Annotated in this window: 15 protein-coding genes and 1 pseudogene; 13 read left to right on the top strand and 3 right to left on the bottom strand. The window is 57.3% G+C overall.

All coding sequences use genetic code 11. The features are described from left to right. Window positions 1–147: 147 nt before the first annotated feature. Window positions 148–1,044: a GGDEF domain-containing protein gene (locus FY112_RS28195; protein ID WP_151519808.1), complete on the top strand. Its 897-nt coding sequence runs from the start codon at window positions 148–150 to the stop codon at window positions 1,042–1,044. 167 nt (window positions 1,045–1,211) lie between these two features. Here FY112_RS28195 and FY112_RS28190 read toward each other — a convergent pair whose 3' ends face one another. Together FY112_RS28190 and FY112_RS28185 are read right to left on the bottom strand one after the other, a co-directional pair. Further along, window positions 1,212–1,511, bottom strand: a complete 300-nt coding sequence (locus tag FY112_RS28190; RefSeq protein ID WP_151519807.1) for a hypothetical protein — start codon at window positions 1,509–1,511, stop codon at window positions 1,212–1,214. Between the two features lie 224 nt (window positions 1,512–1,735). Then, on the bottom strand, window positions 1,736–2,647 hold the full coding sequence (locus tag FY112_RS28185) for a nucleotidyltransferase and HEPN domain-containing protein (protein WP_312887887.1): 912 nt from the start codon (window positions 2,645–2,647) through the stop codon (window positions 1,736–1,738). Window positions 2,648–3,113: 466 nt separating this feature from the next. On the opposite strand from FY112_RS28185, the gene FY112_RS28180 reads away from it, so the two are divergent. The 11 genes and pseudogenes from FY112_RS28180 to FY112_RS28135 all read left to right on the top strand — a co-directional run bounded on the left by FY112_RS28180 (window position 3,114) and on the right by FY112_RS28135 (window position 11,284). After that, complete coding sequence (locus FY112_RS28180; protein WP_151519830.1) at window positions 3,114–3,413, top strand: DUF262 domain-containing protein; 300 nt, start codon at window positions 3,114–3,116, stop codon at window positions 3,411–3,413. Between the two features lie 86 nt (window positions 3,414–3,499). After that, window positions 3,500–4,105: an ImmA/IrrE family metallo-endopeptidase gene (locus tag FY112_RS28175; RefSeq protein WP_151519806.1), complete on the top strand. Its 606-nt coding sequence runs from the start codon at window positions 3,500–3,502 to the stop codon at window positions 4,103–4,105. An 858-nt stretch (window positions 4,106–4,963) separates the two neighbouring features. Continuing rightward, on the top strand, window positions 4,964–5,293 hold the full coding sequence (locus FY112_RS38115; RefSeq protein ID WP_246700764.1) for a hypothetical protein: 330 nt from the start codon (window positions 4,964–4,966) through the stop codon (window positions 5,291–5,293). A gap of 117 nt (window positions 5,294–5,410) precedes the next feature. Then, a complete protein-coding gene (locus tag FY112_RS36975) occupies window positions 5,411–5,791 on the top strand; it encodes a hypothetical protein (protein ID WP_168289734.1) in 381 nt (126 codons plus the stop codon). Between the two features lie 971 nt (window positions 5,792–6,762). Further along, window positions 6,763–6,924: a hypothetical protein gene (locus FY112_RS36970; protein WP_168289712.1), complete on the top strand. Its 162-nt coding sequence runs from the start codon at window positions 6,763–6,765 to the stop codon at window positions 6,922–6,924. Between the two features lie 361 nt (window positions 6,925–7,285). Further along, window positions 7,286–7,450 carry a hypothetical protein gene (locus tag FY112_RS36965; protein ID WP_017957921.1) on the top strand — a complete coding sequence of 55 codons (165 nt, stop codon included), beginning with the start codon at window positions 7,286–7,288 and terminating at the stop codon, window positions 7,448–7,450. Between the two features lie 443 nt (window positions 7,451–7,893). Next, window positions 7,894–8,100 (top strand): hypothetical protein, encoded by a 207-nt coding sequence (locus FY112_RS28155; protein ID WP_151519803.1) that lies wholly within the window; start codon window positions 7,894–7,896, stop codon window positions 8,098–8,100. Window positions 8,101–8,604: 504 nt separating this feature from the next. Next, window positions 8,605–8,796, top strand: coding sequence for a CsbD family protein (locus FY112_RS28150; protein ID WP_151519802.1), 192 nt, complete (start codon window positions 8,605–8,607; stop codon window positions 8,794–8,796). 69 nt (window positions 8,797–8,865) lie between these two features. Next, a complete protein-coding gene (locus FY112_RS28145; protein ID WP_017957925.1) occupies window positions 8,866–9,204 on the top strand; it encodes a hypothetical protein in 339 nt (112 codons plus the stop codon). Between the two features lie 760 nt (window positions 9,205–9,964). Continuing rightward, complete coding sequence (locus FY112_RS28140; protein ID WP_151519801.1) at window positions 9,965–10,885, top strand: zincin-like metallopeptidase domain-containing protein; 921 nt, start codon at window positions 9,965–9,967, stop codon at window positions 10,883–10,885. A 184-nt stretch (window positions 10,886–11,069) separates the two neighbouring features. Then, a pseudogene (locus FY112_RS28135) lies at window positions 11,070–11,284 on the top strand (helix-turn-helix domain-containing protein). A 28-nt stretch (window positions 11,285–11,312) separates the two neighbouring features. Here FY112_RS28135 and FY112_RS28130 read toward each other — a convergent pair. Beyond that, window positions 11,313–11,969, bottom strand: a complete 657-nt coding sequence (locus tag FY112_RS28130; RefSeq protein WP_151519800.1) for a J domain-containing protein — start codon at window positions 11,967–11,969, stop codon at window positions 11,313–11,315. Window positions 11,970–12,394: 425 nt separating this feature from the next. Here FY112_RS28130 and rpsU point away from each other — a divergent pair. Next, window positions 12,395–12,548, top strand: a 154-nt coding sequence (gene rpsU, locus FY112_RS28125; protein ID WP_151519828.1) for a 30S ribosomal protein S21, incomplete at its 3' end; no start/stop codon positions are given.

Raw genomic sequence — 12,548 nt, 5'->3', positions numbered from 1 at the left:
AGGTCGAAGCCGATGTCCAATCACGATTGAAAAACGCCGCTCGTTGACGTTTGCGTAATCACTTGAGGCGCCTTTGCTTGCGGACTGGCTCTTTTCTCATAAGGTTTCCGCGCCATGTCATGCCAAGGCAACCAGACAGGGTTCGGTATGGACGAGATATTCGAACAGCTTCTGCACCTTTCCGAACACACCGAAACTCTAATCGCGGTCTACGACAGCCATGACAGGCTGCAATACGCCAACGACGCTTTTCGTTCGGTCTATTTCATCGAGCCCGATGAAACGCCACTGTGGCCGGATCTGATGCGGCGAAATTTCGAGCTCGCGCGAGGCACGGTCATTCAGACGAGCAAATTCGACGAGTGGCTGCGCTCGACGCAGTCGCGCCGCGGCAAGATCGGCTATCGCGCTTTCGAGACCGATCTGCACGATGGCCGATGGTTCTGGATGACCGAGGCGGTCCAGACGAACGGCTGGATGTTGTGCATTGCGAGCGACATCACCGGTTTGCGGGCGCATGGCAGGATCGTCCGGCAAGATCGCGATCAGGCGATCAAGGCGTCTTATACCGACGAACTCACGGGCGTCGCCAACCGCCGCTTTGCCATGGCGCGCGTCGACGACATGCTGGCGGCCGCCAAGGATGGAAGCGACGGTTGCCTTGCCGTCTTCGACATCGACAATTTCAAACAGATCAACGATCGGCTCGGTCACCACGCCGGCGATCTGGTCCTGCGCGACTTTGCGCATCGCATCCATCAGAGTGTCCGCCGCAACGATTGTTTTGGGCGGGTCGGTGGAGAGGAATTCGTTCTCGTGATGCCGGCAACCGGTCCGGAAGACGCCATTGCCATGGTGGAGCGGATGCTGACGGTGATCCGCTTCTCCCGGCCTCTGCCTGACTCTCCCGACTTCAGCTACACCTGTTCCGCCGGCATCGCCGCCTGTGCCCCGTCGGACAGCGTGTCGGACCTTTATCGCCGCGCCGATCAGGCACTCTATGCTGCCAAGTTAAGCGGCCGAGACAGGGTGCGCGCTGCGTAGGTGCTTAATGCATGTCGCCCGGAAGCGTGCAGCGGTTCCGGGCCAACGACATGCATAAAAACAAAAGCTATCCGGTTGAACCTCAATTTGATCAGGCGACTTCGTCGCGCCGACGGCAATCTGGACCGGTTCGCTGAGACAGGAACAATGGTCCTGCGCGCAATCGCTTAAATCCCCGACCCGTAGAGTTCCTGCTCATCGTCGCCTTCCCAGGGGGAGGGCATCGAGGTGCGACTGGCCGAGGGCATCCGCATCCAGCACTTCAATTCCGGCTCGGCATATTCGATGATGTGCCCGGGCGAGGAATCGGAGGCGCGCCAGCCTTCTCCAGCGAACTGATCGCCATTCGACCAATAGGCGAGGTCAACCTCCGCCGGACCCTGTTCGGACGGGCGGATCGTTACGAGGATGCGGCTACCGTCTCTCGGTGCGCTTGCCATGTCGCGCCAGCGGTCTGTGTCGTCCATCGCTTTTCCTCCAGCCTCGCTGCAGGTTGCGAGTGTCGCCTCGCCATCGGAAACGGTCAATTGAAACTTTGCACAACCATCATCTGTCGGATCCAAAGAACTTCTCCGGCCCGCTCCGCAGTAAGTGCTCCGTAGAGCCCACGGCGATAGCTTCCCATTACGGCCGCCGGCCGCAGACGCTTTCTGCATCTGGTCGCCCTGGGACAGTAGCCAAAAAGGCGAGCCTATACATTATCCCGCTCAAGCTTCTTCAAATGCTCGAAGCATACGATTTTGACCAACTCAAGCAAAGTGGCGGTTCGTTCCCCGAGCCAAATGAGGGCTTCGTCGGTGATCTCGAAATGCTCGGAATACCGCGCTTTAACGTATGCCTCGTTCAAGGTGTTGAACCAGGCGCGTTCTCTGTGCTGATCGCGGGGAAAGGCCTCGACTAGTCGTTGGTCCTGCTCTTCGGCAAGCGAGCGCAAGAACTTGATGTTGTGGGATGGCGGGCCGTAGTTGGTGACCGTCAGCAGCACACAGGAGTAGGCCTGCTCGAGCGACTGATGCATCTGAAAGGCTGCTTCCTTGCCGCGGCCACGGCTAAGCGCATACTGCGAAGTATCAAGAAATCCGTCTGCGGTTGGATAGCGCTCCGCGAAATGCTTGCTTGCCACCCGCAGCCGATCTGCCGGTGAGAGTGGGCTAGGCTCGGGAAGAGATTCATCATCCAATTCGTAAAGAACGATGCCTTCTTTTCTGATGTCAGAGAAGAAATACTGCCCCTCCTTGAGGTAGGTATTCACCTCCCGCCTCGAGTGTACGATAAAGCTCACCGGCGTCTCGATCGACTTGTCCCGGATCAAGCGGTCAGCCGCCTTGTACCAGTATTCTGCGAACTCGCAGAGCTTGCGATTGTTGACGATGATCAGCAGATCGAAATCGGAGCGATACCCCTTCATGGTAAAGGGTTCGTCGACCCATCCACCCTTGGCGTACGAGCCAAACAGGATAATCTTCAGGATTCTGCCAAGCTTCTTGAAATCGGCCGTGCCTTCTTTCAGCGCATCCTCGAATTCCTCATGGAGGATTTCGAGGACCCGGCCAAGTTCTCGCTGTTTCCGAAGGGGCATATGGTTAAGGGATGATTTCATCATGGAGAGCAATGATCGCGGGACGGCTTGAAAATGGATCTTGAGAAATTCAGGCTCTTAGCCCGATTCTACACTGCTTGCCTTAAACCACAAATCGTAAATGGATCGATGATGCGTCATTGATAGTCGGCCGCAGGTTGAACGTTTCAAGGCGACCGTTCAAGCGCAGTGCTCAGATTTCCGCCGGAAGACCAACAGTTGCTTCTGATCGGTCGCCTTTGCGACATTATAGCGCTGTCGGTTCGGTGGCCCTATAACGTCAGCGGTGCATCATCTGCGAAAAGGTCCACCAGTCGCCGCTCTTCGCATTAGCGATTGAAGCCGAATGGCGGAAACGCGGCGTGGCGTGGTTTCGGCGCACCCGAAAGCGCGGCCCCAGGGCAACGCCCCTCGAAACCTCCGGGTATATGTGCAATCCAGGGATGATAAGTCGAATCAGAACGACTGAATCTGATCTTTATCTGGGGGAATATCTTATGATGCTGCCGAGTCCAACGCACTCGAACTACTCAATCTTCTTACCGACATCGAGCGTGGACAGGTCAAGATCGCACAATTCCAGCGTGATTTCGTGTGGACGATCCAGAAGTCCGCCGCGTTGCTCGACAGTATTATCAAAGGATATCCTGTTGGAACATTCATTTTCTGGTGGACGAAGGACCGCCTGCGCAGTGTCCGGGACTTGGGAAACACGCCTCTGCCCGAAACCAAGGAGGGCGAGACCGTCTCATTCGTTCTTGATGGTCAGAAGCGTCTCACCAGCCTATAGAAGAACCCCGTGACATCGACGTCGAGGCTATTTCGTACTACGTCGGCCTACGGGTTAAGAGACGTTGCCTCAAATGCTGCGAGGCAATGATCACGGGGAAGGGCAACAAGGGGATCATCTCGGTCGTCCCCGGAGTCACGCCGCAGCGAGAACGTTTTTCGATCGCTCACGAGCTTGGGCATTGGGCGATGCATCGCGGCGAGACCGTGGCCTGTCGAAGCACCGATATCGGGAAGTTCTCCAAGGGTAACGAGGTCGAGCGGGCAGCGGACCAGTATGCCGCCAGCCTGCTCATGCCATGGTCGCTTTTCAAGACGGAATGCCGGCAGCATCGCCGGCTCGACCTGGAAGCCTTGAAGGCGGTGTCGACGGCGTTCAACACAAGCCAGACTGCAACCCTTATCCAAATGATCGACAGCTACGTCTACCCGACCGCCATCATGATCAGTCATGGAACGGGTGGGCGCGTGGAATTGCAGGCTACTGGTTCCCGAAGGCCGATCTCCATTCCGAAAGCTTCGCTTTTGATCTCCTCCACAACGCGAATGCGATCGATCAAGCGTTCCCGCGGAAGATTGACGCTGACGCCTGGTTCGACAATTGGGCCGCTCCGAAATATCAGATCACTGAGCAGTCGTTGCGGATTCCAGGGGAGGGGGTCATCACGATCCTTAATCTGGATTAGGGCATGATCCGATAGCTTCGGGAAACAATCGAGAGTTTGCCACGATGGTCCCTTTGGTCGGTTTCCATCAACTCCAGGGTCCCGATTGCGACTCTTCTGGTCATGCCGTTTTCGAAAAAAATACGATAGAGTCCGGCCTGCAGAGTGCGAACGCTAGCTTCGGCACCGCAATGCCTACTCGAGTTTCTCCGCGTAGGCTCGCAAGTCGATCATTGGCACGGTGGCCACCGCTTGCAGCCTTGATATGAGTTCAAGCAGAAAGCGCGTGACCGGCTTCGTCTTTTCAGAAAGCGTGTAGCTTCCGTCCTCGTTTAGCCAGAGGTTGCCGTTATCGGCGACGCATCCGGCGTCAAGACGCTCCCCTCCTGACTCAAGGTGCCGGAGCATAGTGTCACCAAAAACCGGGCGCCAGTTGCTGCTCAGGGTCAAGATTTGGCCGGCGAACTGGGTCCGGTGTCAGCTCGGAGCCTCACGAGGATTTGTCGGAGATAGGCGTCAGACACTGATGTGGCCCCAAAGCTCGCGTCTCAAGCGAAGTTTTATCCGACACCCTGGGTCCCAGCAATCCCTGCTGTTGAAAACGAGCTGTCATGAGGGTCCGATTGGCGGATGACGAAGGTCCCGCGATCCGTCAGATCGATCGAAAATTCGCACCAACGAACCCATTGCGATGGGTGGCTGTCGAGACGGCGCGGGTCGGAATGTTGTCCGCGATGGACCGATCCTGTTTGGCTCGTTCGTTCGCGGCGACGCGCAAGTGACCAGCGGCGTCGCCGTCGTTGCCGCCCTTTACCTCCGCAAGTCGGGGGAGCGGCTGCAAACGCACCGCTTCAAAAAGCCCTCAAGAAGAATTCCAGAATCATGATTGCTGACGCAGAAGCCGGCGATAGAAACGGAAGACCATCCGGTAAGGCCGCGCGTCGTGGGCAAACAATCAGGCCCGCTGCGCGTTTATCACCTGACCGCCCACTCCGGCATTCAAGGCGCCGGCGTCGCAGTGGTCACGGGTAATATGTGGCTAGGTCTGCTCGAATGGCTGGCACACACTACGATCGACGAGGCGAAGGTGAGGGGGAGGACGACTTTCGCCCAGGCGCTAGCCTTGCACATCTTCTGCAAAGCCGTCTGGCTGGCCTGCCTCGTCTTGTTCGCAACGCTCTCGCCTGGTGCGTCTATCTCGCTCTGGTGGCACTGACGTTCGGTCTGGCATCTTTACCAGGATGGTGGCTGTTATGAGCGGGAAGATCGAGCGCGGCGCGCTGCTGGTTATGTGCATCTGCGTTGTACTCGCGCTGATATGGATGTTCTGGCCATGACCAACCGTTTGCCGGCAACTTCTCAAGGTGGCAACCGCCCAGACCTGAAAGCCCTCCCTATCAGGAACGAGACCATCGGCTTCCTGCGCTTAGCATTGGTTGATGAAGGTTCTCCGATCGAACCTGGCGGTGGCTTCGGCTCAGAAGACGTGTGGTTCGTCGTCGGCGGCGAGCAATATCATCTCCCCAATGTTCAGGGGTTCTTGGGCTTATCAAGCTTCGGCCTGCCTCGAGCTGCTATGGCTCTTTCTATCTTTTCGGCGAGATCTGAGAAGGCTTCTTTGAACGGCCTTGCTGCTTCCATTTCTTCCCTGGACATGGGTGGGTTGTCGAAAACGGCATCCCAGTCGTCCTTGGAATATCCTCTACCCGGCTGATGCTCGGGCATTTCCTGGACTTTGATAACCATCAGAGCATGCTCCTCTCGCAGAGTTAAAGCGGGTGTATGCGGCTCACGTCACCGAGGAATATGACTGACGGCTTGGATCTCGAAGGACGGCCCGCCAACGACGTGTGATCCTCGGTTAGAATATAGCCTACACTCTGGAGTGTGTTTGCCAGCTCGTTCAGAGAACGTTCGTCTTCGATTGTCAGAAAGCCGACATGTTCCAATGATTGTCTAAAATGAACGGCGTACGTTGGCATCGGGCTCTCCTTTTAGTTGCGAAGCGATCATCTTTTGGATTTCAGCCTCTTCCTCAGAGGTTAAAAGTCGTTTTGAGTGATCCTTGGTCATAATCAAAGCTCCCGCATCAGCTTCGCTATACTGTCACGGTCGAATGGGGTCAGCTTACGCCTGCCCGGGCGTGAAGAAGGCCAAATACGCCAGCGCTATGATCATCGCGACAACGAAGATAGTCAGCACGAATTTGATCATGCCTTTCGTGGCTTCTTTCTCTGTGTTGCTCATGCGACTACAACATCAATGAAGTAGTGAAGTTCCCGCCGTTCGGCAATTAGCCGGTTAGCTGCTTAACGACATCATCGATCGTCTCTCTGACGGGATAATAACTCGGAGAGGCATCTTTCCCCAGCACGCAGACATAGATGTGGGTGCTGCTGGTGAAGGCTTGCCAAATATCAGCAGACGCACTCTTCTCGGTGCTATCACGGCCGCCATCCCAGCAGCAGCAGTTCCAGCGGTCGCAAATACTTTCAACTGGAATGATTTCTATGCCGAGGCAACTCGAGCGGAACTAGCCCGCTTTCACGCCAACGCCCTCACCGAGGCAATGGCCACGAGGTATCCCGAGCTGTCGTGGCGCCATGTTGTCGACCACAAGGTTCAGTTCGTTCTCGTCGTGGGCGACGAACGGCCCGCCGTTTCAGCTCGTCAGGAGGTGTGACCATGCGCATCTCGCGGTTGGTGCATATACTTGGCTCAATGAGCGAAGCCGAAAAACTCGGCATCGTCGCCAGAGACAACCATCGTGCGAATATTGAAGCCTGTATTGAGGGTCTGATCGGCATCTTGATAAACCCTGAACATGTTGTCCCCGGCATTGCCTAGCAGCACCCACATCTATGTTGCCAGTCTACAGAAACTCGGCGGCCCGAGCTATTATCCGGTCAGAGAGACGCTTGATGAAGTCTAGAAGCACCCGCTCGTCGGGGTTGCTTCTGCTTCGCCCGCCGCCGCCGTCGTCCCCAGCTACTAACGGCTTAACCGGCCGCCACCCGAGACCTGGGAGCGATTGGAGCATCCAGTTAAGTTCAAGTTTTGGCCCAGCCTTCACCCTGACGCCCAGGAACGACACCTATCGCCCGAGCAGCGGCACTAAGCCCCAGGGTGAACATCGATGCGTCGAGGGCGAACTGCGCTCGATGGCGAGTGCCTGGAACTTCCGTGCTAACTCGATGTTGTAATCGGCATGAGCAACACAGGACAAAAAGCCGCGAATGGCATGATCAAACTGGTCCTGACTATCTTCGTCATCGCGATCATTCTTGCTGTGGCGTATCTCACTTTTTTCACGCCAGGAGAAGTTGAGCCACGACCGCCGGCGTCGCCGACGTTGAGAGAGGGCGGCCAGTGACCGCGCGAGCAACTGTTTTCGGGATCGGGGTAGGTGTCGGTCTGGGGGCGGCATTCGGTGCAACGATTCTCGACAGCGTCCCAATTGGAATTGCGATCGGCATAGCGGTTGGCGCGGCGTGCGGTTGGGCGGCTTCTAAGCGAAAGAAATAATTGGAAGCATCTCTTCCATCGCGCGGCGTGCTGCTGATCCGCGTGGACTGGTGTCGATCGCGCACTGGACGACCTGCTTGCCACCCACGGCGGCTGGCTCCCCGAATGGACGCGCACGACCTGCAAAGTACAGGCCGCCTGACTTCCGATTGGGTGACGCGTCAACCGAGCGGAACAGCTTGCCGGGGGTGGTCGATCCCGGTTCCGCAGAAGGAGCAGATCGGTCACGGCGAGCAGTTCGACTAGAGGCCGCCTTCGAGAATGTATGCACCCAACCGATGAGGACTCACCATGAATGAGAACGATGAACTCCGCCAGGAGATCAGCAGGCTTGCCGAAGCGGCCGAAGCCGATCCGGAGACGACATTCGATCTAAAGACGCTGGCTGTTCAGCTTTGGGCGAACTTCGACGAGTTCAGCGTGGAGGATCTAGAGGACAACCTGCGCGATGCCTGGAGGACGCGCGGATTGCCTTTCAACGACAATGCAGACGTCTAGCGGTAAATCTCCCACCATACTTGGTTGTCCGTGAGGGCCCACGGGAACTAGTGTATGTGTGTTCGACCACCTCAAGTTTTCGATGAGGCGCCTCGAGACGTTCGACGTCATCGCCAGGGCGTATCTCGCCGCCGCTTTCCAGCACCACGGACATGGCCAGCTTTTCTGACAAGGTTGCCTTGTTCATCGCGGTCAAGGACGGGCCACATCAGCACTTTTTCGAACTTGTCGGTCTGGCCGCACGGGTTTCCACGCTCAGTACCAGGTTCGTCAGAACCAGGGTGATCACATCGATTCCACGCCCACAGGTTATCCTCGAGGCCCTTGTAGCGAGCAGAATTCCTGGCGCTCGAACTTGCTCGGTCGATCGCAAACGGGTGTCATATCCCGATTGCTCGTCCGCCAGGTCTGACGTCGATGACCCTCCGTCCGAAGCGCGGTGTTGGCGCGTGGAACGAATAGCGGCGTCGGAACGTTTGGTAGCGCGAATTAGAGGAGAATATCATGGGAAGTACTGCAGACAACATTAAGGGAAAGACGAATGAAGTCGCCGGCAAGGCACGGCAGGCAGCGGGCAAAGCGGTCGATAATCATGAGGAGCAGGCCAAGGGCGCCGTTCAGGAAGCCAATGGAAAGGCCCAGGTTGCCAAGGGCGACGCCAAAGATACCGTGAAGAAGGTTGTCGATAAGGCCTAGCGCCTTTCAGCATTTGAGTTTCCCCTTAAGCCCGCGCTGGTCGCGGGCTTTTTTACGAAAGAGATTCCCATGAAGCTCGTAGCAATTGCGGCAGCAGCGGTCCTTATCGGTCTTCTAACAGAAAACGCGTCCGCGCAGGCGGTGGAGGACCCCGCTGTCAATGCCTGCAAGAATACCGGGCTGCTCGCCCTCCGTGAGCGTTCTCCGGATATCACCGATCTCGTCATGGACATGGAAAGCCTTGCCATCAGCAAAGCCGACACCAAGGTCGAGGACGTGGCGATAAAGACCGTGATCCTCGGAGAAGCCTATATCGCCCGGAAGGAAAAGACCGGAAAGCCGGACAGGTTCGTATGCTTGCTCGGCGACAAAGGAAAAGTCCTGCTGACGTTTTTTACTGCACAGTAGCTTCGCAACGGTATCCCCCTGGGGGACGTATTTGGCGCGTTGGAACTCAGAGTTGAAACACCGGGCTGGCGCACCAACGCCGCCGGGAGCCGAACTCCAACCGGCGGAGAGTTAGTGCCTTCTAGCATAAGGCGTCTCTGGGAGGCGTGCGCTGCTGAGCCGGACAAGTCGTGGCCTTCTCCGCGGCGTCGGAAGGTTTGAGATGACGTCGAAGCGCTGGACGTTTACCAACCGAGGTCCGTTTCGGTGAAGTCGTTGCCCTTGTAGGCAAACCAAATGCCGGAGGCACCCGGGCCCGAGACTGGCAGGCAAGAACGAGGCCGAGGGCGACCATGAAGGTGCCGGGCTTAGGTCTGCTGTGTATTAATGGCGAGCTGCTAAGTTTCGGAATACCTGAACAACGCACGCGTACAGTTCTTACATGCCAATCCACCGGGGCTGGCTGCCAACATCCTGCCGAGGCAATGGCGATCGTCAGGCCGGGCCGGTAAGCCATCTTCGCTGCGGTTCATCTGCGAAGTCAGCGCCGTGATACGCCTCGCGGATTTACCACGTCTGCCTCCGTCAAAACCTCCCACTACGATTGCGGCCATCGCGTCCTGCCCCGGCTTTTGGTCCTGCCAGGCTCGCGCCGCCCGCAACGGCTTTGCCGTCCTCCACTGCGTTGCGGGCCCTGCGGGTGCAGGCAGCGCTTGCAGCCTGGCTTTCGGACCGCCGTAGCAGGTCGCGATAGCCGCGACCTCGAAACGGAGGTTCAGACATGAGCAGGCAACAATCCAATCAACGATCCGATATCTACAGCCGCATCACCGCCAGGATCATCGCCGATCTCGAACAGGGTGTGCGGCCATGGACCAAACCCTGGACGACGGGACATGCGGCAAGTGAGGTCAGCCGGCCACTGCGCCACAACGGCCAACCCTACACCGGGATCAACGTGCTGCTCCTCTGGTCCGAAGCCATCGCCCGTGGCTTTGCCTCATCGAGGTGGATGACGTTTCGCCAGGCAATCGAACTCGGCGGCGCCGTCCGCAAGGGCGAAACCGGCACAACCGTTGTCTTCGCCAGTTCTTTCATTCGCACCGAGACGACCGAGACAGGCACCGAGATCGAACAGGACATTCCATTCCTCAAGACCTACACGGTGTTCAACACCGACCAGATCGCCGGTCTGAATGGGCGCTTTTCTGACATTGCACCTGTCCAGGATCCGATGAGCCGCATCGGCGATGCCGGTCGCTTCTTTGCCAATACCGGCGCGCTGATCCGGCACGGAGGAACGGCTGCCTATTATGCCGCTCAGCGTGATTACATCCAGATGCCCTGCCTGGATGCCTTCAGGGACGATGCTTCCTATGTCGCCGTCCTCAGCCACGAGATGACGCACTGGACCGCCGCACCGCGTCGGCTGGATCGCGATCTCAGCCGCTACGCAAAGGACAGAAGCGAACGCGCTCGGGAAGAGCTCATCGCCGAACTCGGCAGCTCATTTCTCTGCGCTGATCTCGGCATCGTCCCAGAGCTCGAACCACGACCCGACCACGCACGCTATCTCGATGGCTGGCTGAAGGTTCTGGGCAACGACAAGCGCGCCATCTTCTCGGCGGCAGCACATGCGCAGCGCGCCGTCGACTACCTGCATTCCTTGCAGCCGGAACTCGACGAGGAGGCGGCGGCGTGAGCCGTCTCTTCCTCAACTGATGCTCGCATGATCAGGCCGCCCAGCGGGCCTTCCACACCATACGGCGGGGCAACCCATCAAGGATGCGGTTATCGACGTCTGGCGGGCCAATGACGAGGACTTGTACGACGTGCAGCGAAGCTGTTTGGTACGTTTTCCAGCCGCCAAAAGGAGCTTTAGCGACATGAACATGGTCTCGAAGATTGTGAAATCCCTGTTGCTCTGTCCGTCGGCGGCTTGCTTGCGGAAGCTCGCGCGGCTCGCGGCTATTCGCTAGATGACGTTGCAGAAACCACTGGTCTGACTGTGGCCGAAGTGACGGCTCTCGAGAACGACACGGATTTCGACGCGTCAAGGATACGAAGGACCGCGGCCGCTGGGGTTTTAGACAATACTTGAGACGCGCGCCGCGCACTCCACAAATTTTTCACGGCAGCGTGTTATCTGTTGACCCGCAGAGACTGTGTCTCCGATTTAGCAGAAACCCGTTCAACTTGAGGATTTTATAGGCGTCGATCGCCGCTTGGAGTTCATCTTCTGAGTTTCGATCTCCTCGGTTGGCGTCTGGATGATGCAGCTTGAGCATCTGCTTATAACGGCGTCTGATCTCCTCAGGCGTCGCGTCCTGCGAAAGGCCGAGTGTTTCGAAGGCTTTCGCTTCCAATACCTTGAGCTTACGTCGCTGGAGATCAGCTTTCGTTGCTTGATGTTGTGCAGCACTCTTGCGCGCGTTAAGGGCTTTTGCTGTGCCTGAGCGGACGGTCGAAGGAAGCGGCATCTCTGTCGCATGATCAACGCGGGTCCCCCACGTCTTACGGGCGCCGCTTGCTGCGTCATTCTGATAGCGGGCGGTGACCGGATCGGACAGATTGCTCGCGAAATTGTATCCCTTATTGTATTCTCTCGCATGTTGCGGGCAGAACACCAGGTACAAACCCTCCGCATCTCGCCCAACGGGCGCACGATTGGTGCCGCCGCTTTCGCAACCGTCCCACTGGCATTTCGACTGGTAAGGCTCGCGGACCGGAGCTGATTTTTTGCTCGTGGGCTTCAGGCCGACAAAAATTTTCGAATCAAACGTCATCGCGCGTTATATGGCGGTTTTCATCGAACCGGCAAGCTGCCACGCGGCCTGGCTATAATTTCCTAATCCGGTCAAATTGGGCAATGCTGCGGCTGCCCTTCGAGCAATCGTGGCGATCATCAGGCCGCCTCGCAACAGGCCGCAAAATGGGAAACTGGTAAATCATCGCGTTCGATTTGACGCGGGCAATTCAGTCCTATTGGAGAGGTTTTCAGTCATCTTTTAGCTGCGAACCACGATAGTTTCATGTGCGACGGTAGAACTTCCGACCCTTACATCGCTGGCAAGAGCTTACCTCTAGCCCCATTCGCGATCGTGCCCATGAAACAGTGACGACAGAGAATTTAGGCAATCGGTCTTCCAAGGCTTGATCATCAATGCGCGTGGATCTAATGAGGCGCGTTAGCGATCCTCGGAGTTTTAGAATGCAGGTTCTGGTACGTGACAACAACGTTGAGCAAGCGCTCCGTTTTTTGAAAAAGAAGTTGCAGCGCGAGGGCGTATTCCGGGAAGCCCGACTTCGGGAGCGTTTTGAAAAGCCCTCCGAAAAACGTGTTCGTGAGAAGGCCGAGGGCATCA

The sequence above is a fragment of the Rhizobium sp. PEPV16 genome, assembly GCF_008919455.1.
Taxonomy (GTDB): Bacteria; Pseudomonadota; Alphaproteobacteria; order Rhizobiales; family Rhizobiaceae; genus Rhizobium; species Rhizobium leguminosarum_Q.
Note: the sequence above shows the minus strand (reverse complement) of the source record. Positions and strands in the feature narration are given on the sequence as shown.